This window comes from Kumtagia ephedrae (genome assembly GCF_003012745.1).
GTDB lineage: Bacteria > Pseudomonadota > Alphaproteobacteria > Rhizobiales > Rhizobiaceae > Kumtagia > Kumtagia ephedrae.
Map to the genome: position 1 here is coordinate 66,377 of NZ_PXYK01000011.1, position 21,524 is coordinate 87,900.

Annotated in this window: 18 protein-coding genes; 11 read left to right on the forward strand and 7 right to left on the reverse strand. The window is 68.1% G+C overall.

Translation table 11 applies throughout. The features are described 5' to 3' along the window. The first annotated feature begins 161 nt into the window (after positions 1–161). The 11 genes from C7I84_RS12960 (at position 162) to C7I84_RS13010 (ending at position 12,703) form a co-directional block, all read left to right on the forward strand. Positions 162–950: a FadR/GntR family transcriptional regulator gene (locus C7I84_RS12960; RefSeq protein ID WP_165816063.1), complete on the forward strand. Its 789-nt coding sequence runs from the start codon at positions 162–164 to the stop codon at positions 948–950. A gap of 1 nt (position 951) precedes the next feature. Next, positions 952–1,938 (forward strand): D-erythronate dehydrogenase, encoded by a 987-nt coding sequence (denD, locus tag C7I84_RS12965; protein ID WP_106772618.1) that lies wholly within the window; start codon positions 952–954, stop codon positions 1,936–1,938. Positions 1,939–1,947: 9 nt separating this feature from the next. Further along, the gene (gene otnK, locus C7I84_RS12970) at positions 1,948–3,204 is read left to right on the forward strand and encodes a 3-oxo-tetronate kinase (protein ID WP_106772619.1); all 1,257 of its coding nucleotides are present in this window, start codon (positions 1,948–1,950) and stop codon (positions 3,202–3,204) included. Then, positions 3,201–3,836, forward strand: a complete 636-nt coding sequence (otnC, locus tag C7I84_RS12975) for a 3-oxo-tetronate 4-phosphate decarboxylase (RefSeq protein WP_106772620.1) — start codon at positions 3,201–3,203, stop codon at positions 3,834–3,836. The genes otnK and otnC overlap by 4 nt, the downstream gene beginning before the upstream one ends. 7 nt (positions 3,837–3,843) lie before the next feature. After that, entirely contained in the window at positions 3,844–4,617 is a 774-nt protein-coding gene (locus tag C7I84_RS12980; protein WP_106772621.1) for a hydroxypyruvate isomerase family protein, read from the forward strand. A gap of 24 nt (positions 4,618–4,641) precedes the next feature. Then, positions 4,642–5,052: a GlcG/HbpS family heme-binding protein gene (locus C7I84_RS12985; RefSeq protein WP_106772622.1), complete on the forward strand. Its 411-nt coding sequence runs from the start codon at positions 4,642–4,644 to the stop codon at positions 5,050–5,052. Between the two features lie 963 nt (positions 5,053–6,015). Further along, positions 6,016–7,539: a sugar ABC transporter ATP-binding protein gene (locus C7I84_RS12990; protein WP_106772623.1), complete on the forward strand. Its 1,524-nt coding sequence runs from the start codon at positions 6,016–6,018 to the stop codon at positions 7,537–7,539. 13 nt (positions 7,540–7,552) lie between these two features. Continuing rightward, complete coding sequence (locus C7I84_RS12995; protein WP_245428423.1) at positions 7,553–8,623, forward strand: ABC transporter permease; 1,071 nt, start codon at positions 7,553–7,555, stop codon at positions 8,621–8,623. Positions 8,624–8,828: 205 nt separating this feature from the next. Further along, on the forward strand, positions 8,829–9,824 hold the full coding sequence (locus C7I84_RS13000) for a sugar ABC transporter substrate-binding protein (RefSeq protein ID WP_106772625.1): 996 nt from the start codon (positions 8,829–8,831) through the stop codon (positions 9,822–9,824). Between the two features lie 87 nt (positions 9,825–9,911). Further along, positions 9,912–11,147 (forward strand): LVIVD repeat-containing protein, encoded by a 1,236-nt coding sequence (locus C7I84_RS13005; RefSeq protein WP_106772709.1) that lies wholly within the window; start codon positions 9,912–9,914, stop codon positions 11,145–11,147. A 173-nt stretch (positions 11,148–11,320) separates the two neighbouring features. After that, complete coding sequence (locus C7I84_RS13010) at positions 11,321–12,703, forward strand: FAD-dependent oxidoreductase (protein ID WP_106772626.1); 1,383 nt, start codon at positions 11,321–11,323, stop codon at positions 12,701–12,703. Positions 12,704–13,387: 684 nt separating this feature from the next. Here C7I84_RS13010 and C7I84_RS13015 read toward each other — a convergent pair. The 7 genes from C7I84_RS13015 to C7I84_RS13045 are packed head-to-tail and all read right to left on the reverse strand — an operon-like array spanning position 13,388 to position 21,506. Further along, complete coding sequence (locus C7I84_RS13015; protein WP_245428424.1) at positions 13,388–15,193, reverse strand: CoA-transferase; 1,806 nt, start codon at positions 15,191–15,193, stop codon at positions 13,388–13,390. Further along, positions 15,190–15,990, reverse strand: coding sequence for an enoyl-CoA hydratase/isomerase family protein (locus C7I84_RS13020; protein WP_106772627.1), 801 nt, complete (start codon positions 15,988–15,990; stop codon positions 15,190–15,192). Before C7I84_RS13020 ends, C7I84_RS13015 begins: the two co-directional genes overlap by 4 nt. A gap of 2 nt (positions 15,991–15,992) precedes the next feature. After that, entirely contained in the window at positions 15,993–17,195 is a 1,203-nt protein-coding gene (locus tag C7I84_RS13025) for a CaiB/BaiF CoA transferase family protein (protein ID WP_106772628.1), read from the reverse strand. A 30-nt stretch (positions 17,196–17,225) separates the two neighbouring features. After that, complete coding sequence (locus tag C7I84_RS13030; RefSeq protein ID WP_106772629.1) at positions 17,226–18,011, reverse strand: SDR family NAD(P)-dependent oxidoreductase; 786 nt, start codon at positions 18,009–18,011, stop codon at positions 17,226–17,228. 10 nt (positions 18,012–18,021) lie between these two features. Further along, the gene (locus C7I84_RS13035) at positions 18,022–19,023 is read right to left on the reverse strand and encodes an ABC transporter permease (RefSeq protein WP_106772630.1); all 1,002 of its coding nucleotides are present in this window, start codon (positions 19,021–19,023) and stop codon (positions 18,022–18,024) included. Then, positions 19,007–20,530, reverse strand: a complete 1,524-nt coding sequence (locus tag C7I84_RS13040; protein ID WP_106772631.1) for a sugar ABC transporter ATP-binding protein — start codon at positions 20,528–20,530, stop codon at positions 19,007–19,009. Before C7I84_RS13040 ends, C7I84_RS13035 begins: the two co-directional genes overlap by 17 nt. After that, the gene (locus C7I84_RS13045) at positions 20,520–21,506 is read right to left on the reverse strand and encodes an ABC transporter permease (RefSeq protein WP_106772632.1); all 987 of its coding nucleotides are present in this window, start codon (positions 21,504–21,506) and stop codon (positions 20,520–20,522) included. Before C7I84_RS13045 ends, C7I84_RS13040 begins: the two co-directional genes overlap by 11 nt. Between the last annotated feature and the right edge of the window lie 18 nt (positions 21,507–21,524).

Sequence of the window (21,524 nt, forward strand, 5' to 3'; positions counted from 1 at the left end):
AGCGCAATCGCATATGGGATTGCCGGAAACCGGAGGACGCGGAAGGTGCCCGGCCCTCGGCGCCTCCCCAGGCCCCAAACACCCCCGGCAAAATAGCGCGTGACAGCGAAATCAAACTGCGCTAACTGGACTACTTAACAGTCCAGTTGACCGGTGACTCGATGGCGATACCGCTCTCTCCGCTGAACGAGGCGATCCACAAGCAGACGGCGAAGGAGATCATCCGCGACAAGATCGTGTCGCTGATCGCCTCGGGGATTCTTCAGGTCGGCGACGAGCTGCCGAGCGAGCGCGAGCTGGCGACCATGCTGGCGGTCAGCCGCGAGACGGTGCGCGGCGCGGTGCAGCGGCTGGCCGGCGAGGGCGTCGTCCAGGTGTCGCAGGGCGCGCGCACCCGCGTCGCCAACGTCAAGGTCGACGTCGGCAAGCAGCGCATCGGCGTCACCGACCCGTCCTCCATCAACGGCTACAGCCTGGAGGCCGTGCACGCCGCCCGCCTGCTGGTCGAGACGGCCGTGGTGGCCGACGCGGCCCGGCATCTGAGCGAGGAGGACATTAGGCGCCTCGACGATTCCATCGACGCGCAGGAGCAGGCCGCCAACGATCCCGTACGCTTCCTGATCTGCGACCGCGAATTCCACCTCACCATCTACTACGCCTGCCAGAACCGGCTGCTCGCCGACTTCGTCGTCGACCTCTACACCTACATGCTCGACCACCGGCGCATCGCCATGGGCAGGCCGGGCGCCATCGAGAAGAGCCTCGAGGACCATCGCTTCATCGTCAGGGCGCTGAAGATGCGCAATCCGGAGGCGGTGGCGGCGGCCTTCTCCGAGCACATCCTGCGCATCCACGACACCAGCCGGGACGTCAACGAAGGCGGGGCGGACATGATCCTGAAGGCCGCCGGCAAGGCCGAGGCCTCGGACGGCGAGAGGGAGCAGGCCTGACATGAACATCCTCGTCGTCGGTGCCGCCGGCATGCTCGGCCGCAAGCTCGTCGCCGCCCTGATCCAGCGCGCGGCCCTGCGCGGCCGGCGCATCGAGACCCTGACGCTGGCCGACATCGTGGAGCCGCAAAGGCCGGACTTCGGCGGCAGGGTCGAGACCGTCGCCGTCGATCTCGCCGCTCCCGAGACGGCGGCGCGGCTGGTTGCGTCGCGGCCCGACGTGATCTTCCATCTCGCCGCGGTGGTATCGGGCGAGGCCGAAGCCGATTTCGACAAGGGATACCAGGTCAATCTCGACGGCACACGCTCGCTGTTCGAGGCGGTCCGCCGGGCTGGCGCCGCCGCGCCCTATTGTCCGCGCGTCGTCTTCACCTCCTCGATCGTGGTGTTCGGCGAGCCGCTGCCCGAGGTGATCGCGGATTCGCACTGCCTGACGCCGCTCACCAGCTACGGCACGCAGAAGGCGATCGGCGAGCTGCTGCTGGCCGACTATTCGCGCCGCGACTTTCTCGACGGCGTCGGCATCCGCCTGCCGACCATCTCGATCCGGCCGGGCAAGCCCAACAAGGCCGCTTCCGGCTTCTTTTCCAGCATCCTGCGCGAGCCGCTGATCGGCCGGGAGGCGGTGCTGCCGGTGGCCGAGACGGTGCGGCACTGGTTCGCCAGCCCGCGCGCCGCGGTCGACTTCATGCTGCACGCCGCCGAGCTCGACTCGGCGCCGCTCGGATCGCAGCGGACCATCACCATGCCCGGCCTGTCGGCCACGGTGGCCGACCAGATCGAGGCGCTGCGCCGGGTGGCAGGCGAGGGCGCGGCACGGCTGATCCGGCGCGAGCCCAATCCGGTGATCGCCGGCATCATCGCCGGCTGGCCCCGCAGCTTCGATGCCCGCCGCGCCGAGGCGTTCGGCTTCCGCGCCGAAAAATCCTTCGACGACATCATCCGCGTCCATATCGAGGACGAGCTTTCCGGCGTCGAGCCGGCTTGAGGCGCGGCCATGCTGCTTGGAGCCGTGGCCGACGACTTCACCGGTGCCAGCGACCTGGCCAACACCCTGGCGCGCGGCGGCATGCGCACAGTGCAGTTCGTCGGCCCTTCGCAGGACAGCGCACCCGCCGACTGCGAGGCCGGCGTGGTGGCGCTGAAGACCCGGTCGATCGAGCCGGGTGAGGCGGTGCGACAGTCGCTTGCGGCGGCGCGCTGGCTGCTCGACCAGGGCTGCCGGCAGATCCTGTTCAAATACTGCTCGACCTTCGATTCGACGCCTGCCGGCAATATCGGCCCCGTCGCCGAGGCGCTGCTCGACCTCACCGGGGCGGAGCTGGCGGTGGCGTGCCCCGCCTTCGCCAAGACCGGGCGGCGGCTGTTCATGGGCCATCTCTTCGTCGGCGACCGGCTCTTGAGCGAATCCGGCATGGAAAACCATCCGCTGACGCCGATGACCGACCCGGACATCCGCCGCTGGCTGCGCCGGCAGACGCAAGGCGAGGTCGGGCTGATCCCGCTCGACACGGTTCGTGACGGCCCGGAGGCGGTCGCCGCCGCCTTCGAGAGCGAGCGCCGCGCCGGCCGCCGGCTGGTGGTCGCCGATGCGACGTCGGACGACGATCTGCTTGCGCTGGGCAAGGCATTGGCTGGTCACCGGCTGATCACCGGCGGATCGGGCATCGCGCTCGGCCTGCCCGACAATTTCCGCGCGCAGGGGCTGCTGTCGGATCGGCCGGCCGAGCTGCCGGTGCCCAGGGGGCCAGGGGCCGTTCTCTGCGGCTCCTGCTCGGCCGCCTCGCGACGGCAGGTGGAAGCCTATCTCGAAACGGTGCCGGGGCTGGCGGTCGAGCCCGCCGACCTGCTGTCGGGCGGCATGTCGGCACTCCAGGCGGCCGACTGGGTGGAGAGCCGGGAGGGCGCAGCGCCGATCGTCTATTCGACCGCCGATCCGACTGTCGTGGCAGCCGCGCAGGCCAGCTTCGGCCGGGCCGAGACCGCGGCGGCGGTCGAACGTTTCTTCGGCGACCTCGCCCGGATGCTGGCCGACCGCGGCGTCCGCCGCATCGCCGTCGGCGGCGGCGAAACGTCCGGAGCGGTGGTCGAGGCGCTCGGCCTGAAAAGCCTCGCCATCGGCGCGGAAATCGATCCCGGCGTTCCGGCGCTGGTCGCCGAACGCGACGGCCCGCTCGGGCTGGCACTCAAGAGCGGCAATTTCGGCGGGCCGCATTTCTTCGCAAAAGCCCTCGACGCAATAGGTTCACCATGACCGACCCCAAGCTCCACGACGCCATCGCCCGCTGGGGAAAATCGCTGTTCGAACGGGGCTTTACCGCCGGTTCCTCCGGCAACATCTCGGTGCGCACCGACGACGGTTATGTCGCCACGCCGACCAATTCCTGCCTGGGATTCCTTGACCCCGGCCGCTTGTCGATCCTCGACGGCGAGGGCCGCCATGTCGCAGGCGACGCGCCGACCAAGGAACTGCCGCTGCATTTCGCCTTCTACCGCAATCGTCCCGAGGCCCGGGCGGTGGTGCATCTGCATTCGACCTACGCGACCGCGCTCTCCTGCCTCGCCGACGTCGATCCGGCCGACGCGGTGCCGCCGATCACGCCCTATGTCGTGATGCGCGTCGGCACCGTGCCGGTCGTCGCCTATACGCGGCCCGGCTCGCCCGAAGTGGCGCCGCTGATCGACGCGGTCGCGCCGCGCCACGCGGCGGTGCTGCTGGAGAATCACGGGCCGGTGGTGTCGGCGTCCTCGCTCGACGCGGCGGTCTATGCGATCGAGGAACTGGAGGAGACGGCGAAGCTCGTCCTGCTGACGCGCGGCATGGCGGTTCGTCTGCTCGACGCTGAAAAAATCGCCGATCTAAAGCAGAATTTCGGGAAAAAGTGATCGCTTTATGCCGCGCTTCTCCGCAAATCTCGGCTTCCTTTGGCCCGATCGACCACTTTTTGAGCGCATCGACGCGGCCGCGGCCGTCGGATTCAGGGCGATCGAGCTGCATTGGCCCTACGACATTCCCGCCGAGCCCTTGCGCGAACGCTGCGAAAATCATGCGCTCACCGTGCTCGGCCTCAACACGCTGATCGACCCCGGAAAGGGCGAATTCGGGCTGGGCGCGGTCGAGGGCCGGCAGGCGGATTTCCAGGCCGGATTCGCCCGGGCCGCCGCCTATGCGCGGGCGATCGGCGCGGGTTCCGTGCATGTGATGGCCGGCGACGTCGCGCCGGATCGCAAGGCCGCTGCGGCCGAACTGTTCGCCGACAATCTGCGCTGGGCGGCCGGGCAAGCGCCGGATCTCACGCTGCTGCTCGAGCCGCTCAATGCGCGCGACCGGCCGGGCTATTTCTATGCGACCGTCGGGGAGGCGGCAGGGGTGATCGCCAAGGTCGGCGCGCCGAACATCAAAATCATGTTCGACGCCTATCATGTCGGTGTCACCGAGGGCGGCGTCGTCGAAAGACTGGAAAGATACCTGCCGCTGGTCGGCCACGTGCAGATCGCCGCGGTGCCGAGCCGCGCCGAGCCGGACGAGGGCGAGGTCGACTACGCCGCTTTCTTCAGGGCGCTGGACCGGCTGGGCTATGGCGGCTGGGTCGGCTGCGAATACCGGCCGCGCGCCGGCACGGACGAAGGGCTGGGCTGGCCGTCCACGCTCGGCGTCGCTTTGTAAAGTCGGAAATTCGGGGGAAGAAAAATGCTCGCAACCAAGACGGCGTTAACCATCGAGGCGGCCAAGGCGATCGCTACGGCCTGTGAAAAGGCGGCGAAGGAACGGAATTTGAAGCTGGTGATCGCCATCGTCGACGACGGCGGCCATCTGGTGCTGCTGCACCGCGACGACGGCGCGCAGGTCGGCAGCGTCGAGATCGCCACGCTCAAGGCGCGCACCGCCGTGCTGTTCAAGCGGCCGACAAAGGCGTTCCAGGACGTGGTCGAAGGGCAGGGGCGCTACGCGCTCTTGTGCATCCCCAACGGCATCCCGCTCGACGGCGGCGTGCTGCTCGAGGCCGGCGGCGAGATCATCGGCGCGATCGGCGTCAGCGGCGAGAGCGACGAGGAAGACGGCGACATCGGCCGCATCGGCGCTGCCGTGCTGGAGGGGTGATCCCAAGGCGTCGAATTCTGGCCGTGCTCGTACCGAGCACACTCCTCTCCGTCTCTCCCTGCCCTGCATGGCGATCGCGCATGGAAATTCTGGAAGCGTCGGCCGGCGCGGCACCCCCACCCCTAACCCCTCCCCTCAGGGGGGCCCTCAAGGGGGAGGGGGACTTTGCGGCCACTATGCAACGCATAACCGTCGACGATTAGTGCTCGGCGGGGACGCCAGCCGGTGCCCCTCCTCCTTGTGGGGAGGGGTTAGGGGTGGGGGTAAACGCATATGCGATATCCCTGCCAGCAATCGCCGTGGCAGCGCCGGCGCTTACCAGATTGGGTTCCTCGCCCTCGAGAGGTGGCGAACTCGAGGGGGAGACGGAGAGAGGGCGTTTATCGGTCAGGTCTACGCCGGCAGAGTTTTGTTCCGCAGCCGACATAGCGCTGTCCGGCAGAATGGGGAGCCAGGCAACGGAAACAGCCAGGCTCCCCCTCCAATCCCTGCGATAGCCCACCGCCCCGCCAGAGAATCCCGGTAGGCGTTGCGGCTGCCTAAGCCGATCGTCGCCGGCGAAGCGGTGCATGTCGACGGCTTCGACGCGGTGGTGGCGGTGATCGGCGCTCGCGCGAGGACCTTTCCATCAATGCCGCGCCCTGCCGGCGCTCGCCAAAAATCCCGGTCGAGCGGGTCGGCGACTGCGCTGCGCCGCGGCTGATCGAGAGCAACATCGCGCGGCCCACCAGCTCGGCCTCGACTTGTAGGAGAAAATCGACTGGTACGGTGTCTCTACCAGTTGACAAGTTTTTTGGAGGCGACTAGCGTGTCCGAACGTTGGGGAGCCAAGGGCGTCAGTTCCTTCCCCGTTGCCGGCCGCCCAAGGCCGGCGGAGGACGTGGGGGGAGGAATGCACGGACAATTGCCGCATGCATTGTCGACCGCCGGTTGCGCCGGGAAGGCGCGCCCGGAGGTTGCGCGATGAGCGTCGCCGAGGTCCTGCGGCCGGATGAGCCCGCGGCCGCCGAATGCCGGCAGGTGCTGGTGGCGCAGGGCATCACGAAGTCATTCCCCGGCGTGCTCGCCCTCGACAATGTCGACTTCGACGTGCGCTCCGGCGAGGTGACTGCGTTGCTTGGCGAGAACGGCGCCGGCAAGTCGACCCTGATCAAGATGATCGCCGGCTTCTATTCGCCGGATCGCGGCGACATCTCCGTCGACGGCGTGCCGCTGCATGCAGACCCGGCCTCGGCGCACCGCATCGGTGTCGCCACCATCCACCAGGACGCGCATCTGGTGCCGGCCATGTCGGTGGCCGAGAACATCATGCTCGGCCGCTGGCCGACGCGCTACGGCTGGCTTTCGGTCGGCCGGCAGCGGCAGCGGGCGCTGGCCGCGCTTGCAAAAGTGGCGCCGCATCTCAACCCGTCGACGCCGGCCGGGCGGCTGTCGCCGGCCGACCAGCAGCTGGTCGAGATCGCCCGCGCCATCTCCGAGGATTCCAAGGTGCTGGTGATGGACGAGCCGACGACATCGCTGTCGCCGCCGGAGATCGACCGCCTGTTTGGCGTCGTCGACGACCTCAAGGCCAAGGGCCTCGGCATCGTCTTCGTCTCGCACTGGCTGGAGGAGGTGTTCCGCATCGCCGACCGCGTGACGGTGCTGCGCGACGGGCGGCTCGTCGGCACGCGCCCGATCGCCGAGCTCGACCACGACAAGGTCATCCGCATGATGGTCGGGCGCGAGGTGCGCGACACGGTGGCCGACACCAGGCCGATCGGCGACGTCGTGCTGTCGGTGAGCAACCTCAGCCGCGCCAATGTGCTCAGCGACATCTCCTTCGAGGTGCGCGCCGGCGAGATCGTCGGCATGTCCGGCCTGGTCGGCGCCGGCCGCAGCGAGCTGGCGGCCTGCATCTTCGGCATCGATCCCTATGACGGTGGCAGCGTCACGATCGCCGGCGAGGCGATCGCTCCCAACGATCCCAAGGCGGCGATCGAGGCCGGCATCGGCCTGGTGCCGGAGGACCGCCGCAAGCAGGCGCTGGTCAGCCTGCTCAGCGTGCGCACCAATGTGACGCTGAGCCTGCTCGACCGCCTGACGAGTTGGGGCCTGCTGTCGACGACGCGCGAGGAGGAGATCGCCGAGCGCCAGATCCGGGCGCTCGCAATCAAGACGCCGTCGTCGAAGACCCGCGTCTCGACGCTGTCCGGCGGCAACCAGCAGAAGGTAGTGCTGGCGCGCTGGCTGGCGCGGCGGCCGAAACTGCTCATCCTCGACGAGCCTACCAAGGGCATCGACGTCGGCGCGAAGTCGGAGATCAGCGAGCTGGTGATCCGGCTCGCCCGCGAGGGCATGGCGATCCTGCTGATCAGCTCGGAGCTGCCGGAGATTCTGGCGCTGAGCGACCGCGTGCTGGTGATGCGGTCGGGCCGTATCTCGGCGTCCCTGTCGCGCGAGCAGGCGACCAGCGAAACGATCATGAGCTATGCGACGACCGGTTGAGGAGACGAGCGACGTGACCTTGGAAAATCCGACCATGACGCAGCGCGCGCCGACGCAACCGGGCGGCCTGGCCGCGCTACGCGGCAAGATCTCCTTCATCGACCTCATGCAGAGCGCGGGGCTGATGGCGGTCATCCTGCTCGGCTGTGCCGTGATGAGTTTCCTCAGCCCGGTCTTCGCCACGGTGCGCAACATCGAGAACGTGCTGCAGTCGGCGACCATCATCGCCGTGGTGGCGATCGGCCAGACCTTCGTCATCCTGGTCGCCGGCATCGACCTGTCGGTGGCGTCGGTGCTGGTGCTGTCCTCGGTGCTGTCGGTCGGGCTGGTGCAGTTCCAGGGCTGGCCGCCAGAGCTTGCCATCCTCGCGGCGCTCGTCGCCGGCCTCGTCATCGGCCTGGTCAACGGGCTCGCCGTCACCAAGCTGAAGATCCCGGCCCTGATCGCCACGCTGGCGACGATGACGATCGCACGCGGGCTCGCCTACATCTATTCGGGCGGCACCAACATCGCCCCGGTGCCGCGCATCTTCGTCGACCTGCAGGCCAGCCGCATCTTCGGCGTGCCGGGCGTCATCGTGCTGACGCTGGCGCTGGCGCTGATCGCCCAGATCGTGCTGTCGCGCACCCAGTTCGGCCGCTCGGTCTACGCCACCGGCGGCAATCCGCTGGCGGCGCGGCTGGCCGGCATCAAGACGGAGCGGGTGATCATCGCCACCTTCATGATCTCGGGCCTGATGGCGGCGATCGCCGGCCTCCTGATCACCGCGCGCTTCGAGGCGGGCGCGGCGACGGCGGCGCAGGGCATGGAGCTTGCCGTCATCGCGGCGGTGGTGATCGGCGGCGTCAGCCTGTTCGGCGGCGAGGGCAACATGGGCGGCATGCTGCTCGGCGTGCTCCTGCTCGGGCTGGTGCAGAACGCCGTCAACCTGCTCAACGTGCCGCCCAACTGGGACTCGGTGGTCAGCGGCCTGGTGATCGCGGCGGCCGCCGCGCTCGACGTCTACCGCCGCAACTATCTCGAGGCAGGCATGCGCAAGAAGGTCATAGCAGCAAAGGCGAGCAAACCGGCCAAGCAGCCCTGACGCAGCAAGCCGCGGCCGCAAGCCGGCCGCGCGGACGAACACGAGACGACCTGCCAAGCGAGCGCCTTCCGGCGAACGGGAGAATTTTTGCGCGCGCGCTCGCCGAGCACAGCGACGGCCGCGGCTCGCGCCGCGACGACTGCCGGGGCGGCCGCTGGCCGCGACGGAGCAATGCCCAACCACGGTCCAACAGGGAGGAGACACCATGGACATCCGCAACAGACTGAAAACGACACGCCGCAACCTGCTCGGCCTTGCCGCCGGGGCGGCGGCGCTCGCGATCGTGCCTTTCGCCGCGCAGGCCGAGGACGGCGTGCTGAAAGGCAAGAACCTCGCCTACATCGCCTTCGGCCTGCAATACGAATACCAGGTCACGCTGGTGAACCGGGTGAAGGAACTCGCCGCCGAGAAGGGGATGAGCATCTCCGTCTATGACGGCAAGGGCGACCCGAGCACGCAGACCACGCAGCTTCTCGACGTGGTCAGCAAGCAGCCCGACATCATCCTGCTCAATCCGGTCGACGCAAAACTGCTGCAGGGCGGCGTGCGCAAGGCCAACGAATCCGGCATCCCGCTGTTCATGCTGGAGAACCTGCCGCCGGAAGGCGAGTGGGTCGCCTACAACACCTTCGACGACGTGGCGGGCGGTGCGGCCGGCGCCGACGCCATCGCCAAGCTGATCGGCGGCAAGGGTCTGGTGCTGGAGGTGCGCGGCGCCATCGGCTCCGGCCAGTCGGAAAAGCGCTACAAGGGTTTCCATGACCAGGTGGCGGCGAAATACCCCGACATCAAGGTGGAGACGCTGAAGGCCGAGTGGACGGCCGACAACGCCCACACCCTGGTGCTCGACGCCTTCACCCGCGACCCCAACGTCGCCGGCATCTGGGCGCACAATGACGAGATGATCCGCGGCGTCGTGTCGGCGCTGCGGCAGATCAACCGGCTGAAGCTCGCCGGCGAGGAAGGCCATGTGCCGACCGTCGGCTTCGACGGCACGCCGCTCGGGCTCGAGCGCATCCGCGAGGGCACACAGGACGCCGATGTCGGCCAGAACCCGTTCTCCATGGCCGAGTCGATCGTCGGCGAGATGGAGAACCATTTCGCCGGCAAGCCGGTCGCCAAGGAGACGCTGATCCAGCCGGTGATGATCTGGAAGGAGAACGTCGACAGCCCGGACAACTGGGGCAACCGCGTCAACTGAGACACATCCTCCCGAGGGCGCGCCGCTTGCAGCGCGTCCCCAGCTGCGACCAACCGAAAGCGAGACCAGCACGTGACCACCGACATCATGAAGCCAGACCACGCGCGCAACATGCGCCTCATCGGCCATAGCGACCAGGGCGGCCTGAGGGACGGCATCCAGGTCATGGTCGAGAACGGCTTCGCCTATGTCGGCCATCTGTTCAGCCAGGGCTTTTCCATCGTCGACGTGCGCGATCCGAAAAACCCGAAGCCGGCCGGCTATGTCGCCGCACCGCCGAACACCTGGAACGTGCATCTGCAGGTCGCCGACAATCTCCTGCTGGTCATCCACGGTAAGGACGTCTTCGCCGATGCGGCGTTTGCCGACGAGGCGAGCTACTACAAGGCCTCCGCCGGCGCCGCGCTCGGCACGGCGATACCCACGGCGGAAAAGACCTGGGATGCCGGGCTTGCCGTCTACGATATCTCGAAGCCGGGCGAGCCGCGGCGTATCGGCTTCATGCCGGTCTCCGGCGGCATCCACCGCATCTGGTGGACCGGCGGGCGCTGGGCCTATGTCTCGGCGCTGCTCGACGGTTTTACCGATTTCATTTTCATGACGGTCGACATGTCCGACCCGGCCAATCCGCGTGAGGCCGGGCGCTACTGGCTGCCCGGCATGAACCTCGCCGCCGGCGAAACGCCGAGCTGGCCGGCGAGCGCCAAATTCGGCCTGCACCACGCGATCGTGCATGGCGACATCGCCTGGGGCGCTTGGCGCGACGCCGGCCTCGTGGTGATGGACGTGACCGACCGCAGCGAGCCTAAGCTGATCGTCCACCGCAACTGGTCGCCGCCGTTCCAGGGCGGAACCCACAACTGCCTGCCGCTGCCCGACCGCGATCTCCTGGTGGTGCTCGACGAGGCGGTGCTCGACGATTTCGAGGACGGGCTGAAGAACATCTGGATCTTCGACGTGAAGGACCCGGCCAATCCGGTCCCCGTCGCCACCATGCCGATTCCAGTCGATGCCGACTATGCGCGCAAGGGCGCGCATTACGGGCCGCACAACATCCACGAGAACCGGCCGGGCACGTTCCAGAGCTCGTCACTGATCTTCTCGACCTGGCAGAACGCCGGCGTGCGCGTCTTCGACATCTCCGACCAGTACCGGCCGAAGGAGGTCGGCGCGCTGGTGCCGCCGCCGCCCGCCGGCATGATGGACAAGCGGCCCGGCAAGAAGCCGATCATCCAGTCCTGCGACATCTTCGTGGAGAAGAGCGGGCTGATCTACGTCACCGACTACAATGCCGGTCTCTATGTGATGGAGTTCAACGGGTGAATATCATGGGCCTCAACGGATGAAGCACCCCCTCACCGACCCTTCGGGCCACCTCTCCCCCCCGGGCAGGGGGAGAGGTGGCCCGAAGGGCCGGTGAGGGGGTGATTGACAACATTTCCAAAGGTCGGAGTTCAAGACCTTCGACTGACCTCGGCTGATTGAAAGGAAACACCATGAACCTGTTCGGTTCCTATGACGTCGTGGTCACCGGCGCGGGCTCGTCCGGCATCGTCGCCGCGATCCGCGCCGCGCGCGAGGGCGCCAAGACCCTGCTGCTCGAAGGCACCGGCTTTCTCGGCGGGCTGATCACCGGCGGGCGGCTGACCAAGCCGACCGGCCTCATCAACTCGGCGATCTTCCACGAGATGCTCGACCGCTGCGTCGGCTACCGCGGCGCCGACGGACGCGTGCGCGAGTCCTACTGGGGCAAATACACCGGCACGTTCGACGCCGAGGTGATGCAGCGCGTCATCATCGAGATGGTGGAGGAGGCCGGCGTCGAGGTGCTGCTGCGCGCCAGCGTCGTCGAGACCGTCATGAAGGACGGTGCGCTGCACGGGCTGATCATCCGCACGAAATCCGGCGAGAGCCTGGTGCTGGCGAAGAGTTTCGTCGATGCATCGGGCGACGGCGACGTGGCGGCACTTGCCGGCGCGGAATTCATGCTCGGCCGCGACGGCGATGGGCTGACGCAGCCGATCACCTCCTATTTCCGCGTGCTCAACGTCAACGTCCCGGCGCTGATCGCCGACTGCAACGCGCATCGCGACGACATGTGGGAGGTCGTCTATCCGAAGGAGGCCGGCGACCGCAACGAGGACTATGCGATGGCGGTGCTGCTGACCGGATTCCAGCAGCGCATCAAGGACAAGGTGGCCGAGGGGTTCGACTGGATCATCCCGAAGGACCACATCACCATGAAGACCGGGCTCATTCCGGGCGAAATTTCCGTCAACGTCACCCGTTTCCAGGGCAACGGGCTCGACGACCGCGATCTTTCCCGCGCCGAGATCGAGATCAGGAAGCAGGCCTATTGCGCCTTCGACTTCCTGCAGCGCTATGTCAGGGGTTTCGAGGACGCCATCTTCCTTGAAGTCGCGCCGAAGCTCGGCATCCGCGAAACCCGCCGCGTCACCGGGCAATATGTGCTGACGGAGCAGGACGTGCGCGGCAACCGGCGCTTCGACGACGCGATCGGGCTGTGCAACTCGCCGGTCGACGTGCATGAGCCCGGCGGCGGCCGCGCCATCATGGATCATGTCGGCATCGGCTACGGTATTCCCTATCGCACGATGATCCCGCTTTCCGTCGACAACCTGATCATGGCCGGGCGCTGTATCTCGGTCGACGCGATCGCCTTCGGCTCGACCCGCAACGTGCCGGCCTGCACCATGACCGGCGAGGCGGCGGCGATCGCCGCGACGTTTGCGGCGCGGCGCGGGGTGGCCGTCTCGGCGGTTCCCGTCGGCGACGTGCAGGCGCGGCTGAAGGAACTCGGCGTCTGGCTGGGCACGCCCGGCGAAGAAGTGCCGGAGGTCTTGCGCAAGGCGGGCTGAGAGCAAAGCGCCAAGGGGACGGTTTATTTTCTTTCCGTAGAAAAGCGGTGCCGCCTCAAGGCTGGTGCTGGCGGAAAAAAGTAACTGTCCCCGGCACTTACCCGCTTTCGCCGCAATCCCGGCGGCGGGCGAGAGACGCGTTTCCGCCGATTTTCATCCCCGCCCTTCCCGCTTCCTCCATAATCCCGGCAGTTCCTCCCGCGGGAACACCGGTCGCGACGGTGGTTTGGTGGGGAGGGACCGGCGCCTCCGGTGCGGGAAGACGTAGCCCGCGCCCGGGGAGGCCCGTCCGAAGGTTCCTCCTCCGCAACTATGTGCGGGGCGCACTGGACGAGTGCTGCGGCATGGCCAGCCGAGGCGACGCAAGAAGCCGGAGCCGGAGCTATAGCGAAGCGGAACGGGACGGTGCCCGAAATCGCCGGCGGGGCGCGAAGACCGCGCCATGTTTTTACTAAAGAGGCTCGGCCCAGCGCCCCGCTTCCCGACTTCTCCCTCCGCGGCAGGGAGCGCTCTTTGAACAACGGCCAGACTGCGAAGGCAGGGCGTGGCGAGGATGAGGCGCGGCTTCTCTTCTCTCGATGGGTGGCCGCGAAGCGCGAGACGGTGGCGTCGACACGCCCGCGGCGCGACATCCTTGATGGTAGCCATGATTCTCCGCGCCGGATTTCTTCCGGCCGCACTACGCTACGGCTGCTCGCGCGCCGCAAGCGCGTCGACCACCGCCCGGTCGGCCGCCAGGATTTCGGCGATGAGCACGCCGCGCTCGCGCGCTCCGACGAATTCGAGCCGGCGCAGCCCGAGCGGGTCGATGCGGCGGCGCAGGATCTCGATCGTCTCGCCATCGGGTGCTGCAATCTCGCCGCAGCGCTCGGCGAAGCGGACGGGGAAGCCGGTCGCCCGGCTGACGGTGTCGCGGCCGACGCCGGGCATCAGCTCGGTGACCACCAGTTCGCCGCTCGCCGGGTCGAGCTCGAACACGCAGAGGTCGGTGAACAGTTTTGTCCCGCTGGTGCGGTAGCCGTGCCTCGCCCGCTCCTCGGCATCGAGCAAGCCGCGCGCCGAGCTGACGATGTCGACCTCGGCGACCAGCGACAGCGGCGAATGGCGGGTGACGTAGAGCACGCAGTCGCGGTGCATGTTGGCGACGTCGGCCATGCCGCCCTGGCCGGGCAAGCGGATGAAGCCGCCCTTGGCGCGGCGGATGGCGATGTTGTTGACGCGGGCGAAGCGGTCGACCTGGGCGGCGGCGATGATCTCGTGGGTGACCGCGCCGGCCTGGTAGAGCGCCGAATAGGTGTCGTCCCCGCCGGCATGCGCGGCCGCGGTCTCCGCATCGAAAACCTCGATCAGCGACAGCAGCAGGGGCGACGGCGCGACGTCGATATGGCCGCAGCTCATGGTGGCAATGATCATGCCGGGGGCATGCGTCGCCTTGGCCAGCCGGTAGGCGACATTGGCGAGCGGCGACACCGCGCCGGCCGAGGCGAAGCTGTCGTTGTCGAGCTCGGCCGCGAGCCGCACCGCCATGACCTCGTCGACCGTTGCCGGCGCGGGTGCGGCATGCACGGCCGGCAGCGGCATGTGGGCGGCGGCAGCGGCGCTGATCCCAGCGGCCTTGCGCAGGCGGATGGGGACACCGTCCTTCGGCAAGGCAAGCCCGTCTGCAAGGGAGGCTCCGCCGGCCAGGACGGAAGCCAGAGCTTCGTAGTCGGTCACATAGTGCGGCAGGCAGGAGGTCGGCCAGGCGCCGCCGGGCACCTTCGCGATGGCGCTGACCTGGTTGCGATAGATCACCGTCTGGCGCCCCATGCCCGCAAGTATGCCCACCGGCACGATCTCGTCCACGGTGACCAAGACCTTGTGCGCCGCGCCGGCCATGGCGAGGTCGAGGGCGCGGGCGCCGACGATCTGCACATTGCCGCTCTCGTCGGCGCGCGGGGCGTGCAGCAGCAGCGTGTCGAGGACGAGCGGCGGGACGGCGCCGACCGGCTCGCCGGTGAGCGGGTCGGCGACGCTGCGCGCCGTCGGCATGCGCTCCATCATCGCCGAGCCCCGCGGCAGCTGGAAGGTGCGGCTGGGCAGGTTCTGCTGGGCGGCGCGCAGCGCCTCGATCATGGCGAGCGCCGTCCAGTCGCGCACCGGCAGGCGCTCGGCCTCCGCCGCCGCCCGGAAGCGCGGCGGCAGGCCGAAAATGTCGAGGCTGGAAAAGCAGATGTCGATCGAGGCGACGGCGTCGGCCTCCAGCAGGATCTCCAGCGGCAGCCCACCCGCCCAGGCGCAGTAGCGCAGGTCGCGCGCCTTGCCACCGGCAACGGCGCGCAGCAGCGCGATCGGCAGCCGGGCGAAATGATGGCCGCCGACGCCCAGCCGGTCGCCGTCCGCGACCATGGCCGCCAGCCCGGCGAGATCGGTGAAGACAGGACGGTTGGGTTTGGTCAGATTTCCGGCCGTATCCCGGTGGGAAGCGCCAGGTTCGCCGGCGCCGGTCACGGCCTGGCTCCCGCCGCCTTCTCGGCCGCCCGCGCCGCGCTCTTCGCGGCAAACTCCCGGACCCGGCGCTGGCCGGTCTCGCCGCGGTAGAGTGTTGCGAGCAGCGCGCGTTCTTGTTCCAAGCCGGCTGCGAGATCGCCGCCGGTGGCGATGGCCGTCAGCCGCTTCATGCCCTCGACCGCCTCGGCCGGCTCGCCGGCGATGGCCTCGGCGATTGCCACCGCCCGCGGCATCAGCTCTTCGGGCGCCACGACGTCATTGACGAGGCCCGGAGCGACAAAATCGGCGGCCGGCACGATGGCACCTGTCATCAGCAGAAAATTGGCGCGGTTGCGGCCGAGCTTGACGACGCTGCGCTGCGTGCCGCCGCCGCCCGGCACGAGGCCGAGCTTGATCTCCGGCAGGCCCATTCTGGCCAGAGAAGAGGCGACGACGATGTCGCAGCACAGCACCAGCTCGAAGCCGCCGCCCAGCGCGAAGCCGTTGACGGCGGCGATGACAGGCTTGCGGCAGCCTTCGATGGCCGCATACATCGCGGTGCCCGCGGCCTGGAAGGCGTCGAACTCCGCCCCGGTCTGCGCGGCATATTCCTTGATGTCGGCGCCGGCCATGAAGGCGCGGCCTTCGCCGGTGACGACGACGCAGCCGACATCGGCATCGCCGGACAGGGCGATGAAGGCGGCAGTGATCTCGGCCTGCATGGCCTTGTTCATGGCGTTGAGCTGGTCGCCGCGCCGGAACGTCACCACGGCGACGCGGCCGTCTTTTTCAACCGACAGCGTCCGGTAAGAGGTCACGGTCAGGCCTCCGCGACCGTCATGTCGCCGGCCGCCTCGAGCGCGGCGATCTCGTCGGCGGGCACGCCGAACTCGGCAAGGATCTCGCGGCCGTGCTGGCCGACCAGCGGCGCCGGGCGGTCGATGGTCGCCGGCGTCTCGCTCATCCTCACCGCGGGGCCGATGACCTTCACCGTGCCGGCCTTCGGATGCTCGTAGCTGGCGATCAGGCCGAGATGGGTGACCTGCGGATCCTCGGCGGCGGCGCGGATGTCGTGGACCGGAGCGCACCAGATGTCGGCGTCCAGCAACTTCTCCAGCAGCTCGCCGCGGCGATATTTGCGCGTCTCGGCATTGACCTTCTCCCACACTTCGTCACGCTTGGCGAAGAGCGTCTCCAGGTCGTCGTAGACGGCGAGATGCGGCGCCTCCAGCACCTGGTAGAGCGTCTTGAACGGGCTCATGGCGATGGTGACGTAGCCGTACCTCGTCTCGTAGACGCCGAACGGCGCCTGCATGCCGGGATGGCCGATGCCGGAATTCGGCCGCACGAAATCCTCGCCGAGATTGAGCACGCCGACATATTCCTGGCCGAGATGGGCGAGCATGCCGGCGAGCAGGTTCACCTCGACCTTCTGGCCCTTGCCGGTCTTTTCGCGATAGTAGAGCGCGGACAGGATGCCGTAGACCATGTTCATGGCGCCGATCTGGTCGGCGAGCCCGGCGCCGGCCGGCACTGGCGCGGCGTCGCCGCGGCCGGTGTTGGCGATCAGCCCGGCCAGGCCCTGGATCAGCATGTCCTGCCCGGGCCGGTCGACATAAGGACCGTCCTCGCCATAACCGGAGCCGGAGCAATAGATGATGCGCGGGTTGACGGCCTTGAAGTCCTCGTAGCCGTAGCCGAGTTTCGCGAGCACGCCGGGGCGGAAATTCTGGACGACGACGTCGGCCTGCTCGGCCATCCTCATCACCAGGGCATGCACCTTGCGGCTTTTCAGATTGAGCGCGATCGACCTTTTGTTTCGGTTCCAGGCGAGGAAGTTGGGGCTTTCCGAGCCACCCACCCATTTGGCGAAGAAGGTCATCGAGCGGAACATGTCGCCGGCGCCGGCGCGCTCGACCTTTATGACGTCGGCGCCCATGTCGGCGAGCAGCTGGGTGGCGAACGGCCCCTGTAGCAGGTGGCTGAAGTCGAGGATCTTTACGCCGGATAGGGCCTTGTCCATGGTCTTTCTCGTGGTTGTCGGTGGCGCCGGTCAGACGAGATCCGGCACGAAGCGGGGCGCGGCGGTGAGGCCGCCGTCGACGCGCAGGTCGGTGCCGGTGGTGAAGCCGGCGGCGTCGCTCGCCAGGTAGACGGCGGCTTCGGCGATCTCGGACGGCCTGCCGATGCGGCCGAGCGGGTGCATCTTCACCCAGGCGCGGGCGATGTGCTCGCCGAGCTCGGCGATCACTTGGTCGTTCATCGGCGTGGCGATAGTGCCGGGCGAGATCGAGTTGACGCGCACATTGTGGGGGCCGAACTCGACCGCCATCTGGCGGGTCATCGAATGGATCGCGCCCTTGGCGCCGGCATAGGCGGTCCAGCCGTCGAGGCCGATATGGCCCTGCGCCGAGGCGAGGTTGATGATCGAGCCGCTCTTCTGGCCGATCATGTGGGGCAGGGCGAACTTGCAGCCGCGGAAGACGCTGGTGAGATTGACCGCGATCAGCCGGTGCCACTGCTCGTCGGTCATCTCGTAGACCGGCATGCCGCCGATCGAGATCGCCGCGTTGTTGACCAGCACGTCGAGCCGGCCGCCCTTCTTCACCGCGGTCTCGATCAGGTTGCGGATGTCGGCCTCGACGGCCACGTCGCAATGGACGTAGTCCGCCGCAAGCCCCTGGCTTCTCAGCCCGGCGGCGAAGGCCTCGCCCTTGGCGTCGGCGATGTCGCTGGCGAAGACATGAGCGCCTTCGCGGGCCATGGCTTCGGCTATGGCGTGGCCGATGCCGTCGGCAGCGCCCGTGACGACCGCGATCTTGCCGTTGAGACGTCCCATGAAATCCTCCTCAGATGCGCCGGCGCTTGAATTCGTCGAAGGCGACGGCGGCGATGATGATGCCGCCGGTAACCACGAGCTGCCACTCGGTGGCAAGGGCCAGCATGCCGAGACCGTTGGATAGAAAGGACAGGATCAGCACACCGAGCGCCATGCCGAACAGGCTGCCGATGCCGCCCGACAGGCTGACGCCGCCGAGCACCACGGCCGCCACCACCTGGAACTCGAAGCCGAGGCCGGCGACATGCACGGCCGAGCCGAGGCGGGAGGCGAGCATGATGCCGGCGACCGTGGCGAGCAGGCCGCTGATGATGAAGCAGGCGAATTTCACCCGCTTGACGCTGTAGCCGGCGAGCCGCGCCACCTCGGGATTGCCACCGACGGCATAGACCTGGCGGCCGAAGGGCCGGTGGCGCATCACATAGGCGAAGGCGAGCAGCAGCACGAAGGCGATCAGCGCGGGGTAGGGGAGCAGGCCCAAGAGCCGGCCGTTGCCTATCTGGAAGAAGCTTTCCAACATCGCTTCGTCGGGGATCGCCGTCTGGCCGGTGTAGAGATAGACGCCGCCGCGGAGGATGAAGAGCGTGCCCAGCGTGACGATCAGCGAGTTGATGCCGAGATAGGCCGAGAGATAGCCGTTGACGGCGCCGACGACGAGGCCGAGCGCCAGGGCCGCGGCGATGCCGAGGAAGAGCGATTCCGTGGCGTTCATGACGACGATCAGCGGGATCGCCACCGCCGCCACCAGCGAGCCCACCGACACGTCGACCTCGCCGGAGATGAAGACGATGGCGACGCCGATGCCGGCCGTCATGGCGAGCGCCGACTGGCCGAGGACGTTGGCGATGTTGCGCGTCGTCAGGAAGGTGTCGGAAGCGATGGAGAAGAAGGCGATGACGACCAGCAGGGAGATCAGCAGCGGGATCTCGCTGCGCCTGAACAGCGCCTTGAGCATGGCCGCCGCCGGAGCGGGCGGCGGGACGGGATGGGCGGCGTCAAGCGATTGCGGCATTGAGGATATTCTCCTGGGTCGCCGCGTCGCGGTCGAAGACGGCGGTGATGCGGCCCTCAGCCATCACGGCGATGCGGTCGGACAGGCCGAGCAGTTCCGGCATCTCGGACGTCATCATGACGACCGCCAAGCCTTCGTTGGCGAGCCGGTCGAGCAGCGCGAAAATCTCGGACTTGGCGCCGACATCGATGCCGCGCGTCGGCTCGTCGACGACGATCACCTTCAGCCCGCGCATCAGCCAGCGGGCGAGCAGCACCTTCTGCTGGTTGCCGCCGGACAGGTTCTTGATCAGCTGGTTGAGCGACGGCGTGCGGACGCGGAACCGGTCGACGAAGCCCTGCACGGCCGCCTTCTCGCGGGTTTCGTCGACGAAGCCGGCGCGGCTGAAGGCGCCGAGCGCGGCGAGGCTCATGTTCTGCTGGACCGAAAGCTCCAGCATCAGGCCCTCGCCCTTGCGGTCCTCGGTGAGCAGGCCGATGCCGAGGCCAGCGCCGGTGCGCGTGTCGTGCGGCTTTAGCGGCCGGCCTGCGACTTCGATCGTGCCGGCGCGGATCGGATCGAAGCCGACGATCGCCTTGGCCAACTCGGTGCGGCCGGCACCCATCAGGCCGAAGAAGCCGAGCACCTCGCCGGCACGCACCTCGAAGGAGACGTCGTCCAGCTTCGCGTCTGTCGACACGCCCTTCACCGACAGCGCGATGTCGCCCTTGGCGTGGCCGCGCGAGCGCGGAAACAGATTGTCGATGCGCCGGCCGATCATGTCTTGGATCAGCGTGTCGTGCGTGTGCTCGCCGATCGGCCTGGTCGAGATGTGGCGGCCGTCGCGCAGCACCGTGACCGTGTCGGCGATCTCGAACACCTCGTCGAGCTTGTGGGTGACGTAGAGCACGGCGATGCCGAGATCGGTGAGGCGGCGGATCACCTTGAACAGCAGCGCCACCTCGTTGGGCGTCAGCGAGGAGGTCGGCTCGTCCATGACGACGATGCGCGCCTCGTGCGCCAGGGCCCGTGCGATCTCGACCATCTGCTGCTGGCTGACCGGCAGGTCGCCGGTGCGTGCCGCCGGGTCGACGTCGAAGCCGATGCGCTCGAACAGCGCCGCCGATTCCGCGCGGATCTTCTTCCAGTCGATCGAGCCGGCGCGCCCGACCGGATGGCGCTCCAGGAAGATGTTCTCCGCCACCGTGAATTCGGAGATCAGCGCGATCTCCTGGAAGACCACCTTGATGCCTTCCGCCAGCGCCTCGCGCGGGTTGCGCAACGCGACCTCGCGGCCGCCAATGTTGATCGAGCCGGCATCCCTGCCATAGACGCCGGCCATGATCTTGATCAGCGTCGACTTGCCGGCACCGTTCTCGCCCATCAGGGCGTGCACCTTGCCGCGGGCGAGCACGAGGTCGACCTCTTCGAGAGCGATGACGCCTGGAAACCGCTTGCCGATGCCATGCATCTCGATGGCGGCACCCGTATGTGCGCCGCCGCGCTCCTGGACCAGTTCAGCGTGCATCGGCGCGCCTCCTGACGATGTCCAGCCAGGTCGCCAGGATGATGACGATGCCGGGCACGACCATTTGCAGGTCCTGGTTCCAGCGCAGGATGATGATGCCGTTGTCGATGACCTTGAGCACCAGCACGCCGAGCAGGGTACCGATCAGCGTGCCGCGGCCACCGGACAGGCTGGTGCCGCCGAGGATGACGGCGGCGATCACGGTGAGCTCGAAGCCGCGGCCGGCGGTCGGCTGGCCGGCATTCATCAGCGAGGCGAGGATCATCCCGGCGACGCCGACCAGCAGGCCGGTGACGACGAAGGCGATCAGCTTCAGCCGCTCGGCGCGCAGGCCGGAGAGCCGCGCGGCGTTCTCGCTGGCGCCGACGGCGTAGAGATAGCGGCCGAAAGTGGTGTAGCGCAGCGCGACGAAGGCGACGACGAAGACGATCGCCGCGATGATGACGGGGATCGGCAGCGGGCCGATATAGCCGGCACCGAGACCGGTGAAGGAAGGCAGGTGGTGGTGGTTCTGCACCGCTTCGCGTGTGTAGAGGAACACGCCGCCCTGCAGCATCATCATGGTGGCGATGGTGCCGATCAGCGAGTTGACCCGCAGGCGGGTGGCGACGATGCCGTTGAACAGCCCGACGGTTCCGGCGAAGGCGAGCGCCGCCAGCACGCCGAGGGTCAGCGACCCCGTGCGGTTGATGACGTCCATGCCGATGCAGCCGACGAATGCCAGCGAGGCGCCGACCGACAGGTCGACCTCGCCGCAGATCAAAAGCATGGTCATGCCGGCGGCGACGATCAGCACCAGCGCGCACTGGCGCAGGATGGCGATGACGTTGGCCTCCGAATAGAACTGCGGCGCGGCGAGCGAGATGGCGATGCACAGCGCCGCCAGGATGCCGATCAGCACGATCTGGCTCCTGTCGGCGAACAGGCCGAAGGCCGTGCCCGGTTTGCGCGTCGATGATAGGGATTCGCTGGTCATGTCGCGGTCCGCGCTTGG

What these genes read in the sequence shown, in the direction of transcription:
- C7I84_RS13005 (WP_106772709.1), top strand. Translation starts at nt 9,912, where the DNA reads ATGAAGCCAGACCACGCGCGCAACATGCGCCTCATCGGCCATAGCGAC.
- C7I84_RS13010 (WP_106772626.1), top strand. Translation starts at nt 11,321, where the DNA reads ATGAACCTGTTCGGTTCCTATGACGTCGTGGTCACCGGCGCGGGCTCG.
- C7I84_RS13035 (WP_106772630.1), bottom strand. Translation starts at nt 19,023, where the DNA reads ATGCCGCAATCGCTTGACGCCGCCCATCCCGTCCCGCCGCCCGCTCCG.
- denD (WP_106772618.1), top strand. Translation starts at nt 952, where the DNA reads ATGAACATCCTCGTCGTCGGTGCCGCCGGCATGCTCGGCCGCAAGCTC.
- C7I84_RS12985 (WP_106772622.1), top strand. Translation starts at nt 4,642, where the DNA reads ATGCTCGCAACCAAGACGGCGTTAACCATCGAGGCGGCCAAGGCGATC.
- C7I84_RS13025 (WP_106772628.1), bottom strand. Translation starts at nt 17,195, where the DNA reads ATGGACAAGGCCCTATCCGGCGTAAAGATCCTCGACTTCAGCCACCTG.
- otnK (WP_106772619.1), top strand. Translation starts at nt 1,948, where the DNA reads ATGCTGCTTGGAGCCGTGGCCGACGACTTCACCGGTGCCAGCGACCTG.
- otnC (WP_106772620.1), top strand. Translation starts at nt 3,201, where the DNA reads ATGACCGACCCCAAGCTCCACGACGCCATCGCCCGCTGGGGAAAATCG.
- C7I84_RS13040 (WP_106772631.1), bottom strand. Translation starts at nt 20,530, where the DNA reads ATGCACGCTGAACTGGTCCAGGAGCGCGGCGGCGCACATACGGGTGCC.
- C7I84_RS12990 (WP_106772623.1), top strand. Translation starts at nt 6,016, where the DNA reads ATGAGCGTCGCCGAGGTCCTGCGGCCGGATGAGCCCGCGGCCGCCGAA.
- C7I84_RS13030 (WP_106772629.1), bottom strand. Translation starts at nt 18,011, where the DNA reads ATGGGACGTCTCAACGGCAAGATCGCGGTCGTCACGGGCGCTGCCGAC.
- C7I84_RS13000 (WP_106772625.1), top strand. Translation starts at nt 8,829, where the DNA reads ATGGACATCCGCAACAGACTGAAAACGACACGCCGCAACCTGCTCGGC.
- C7I84_RS13045 (WP_106772632.1), bottom strand. Translation starts at nt 21,506, where the DNA reads ATGACCAGCGAATCCCTATCATCGACGCGCAAACCGGGCACGGCCTTC.
- C7I84_RS12980 (WP_106772621.1), top strand. Translation starts at nt 3,844, where the DNA reads ATGCCGCGCTTCTCCGCAAATCTCGGCTTCCTTTGGCCCGATCGACCA.
- C7I84_RS12960 (WP_165816063.1), top strand. Translation starts at nt 162, where the DNA reads ATGGCGATACCGCTCTCTCCGCTGAACGAGGCGATCCACAAGCAGACG.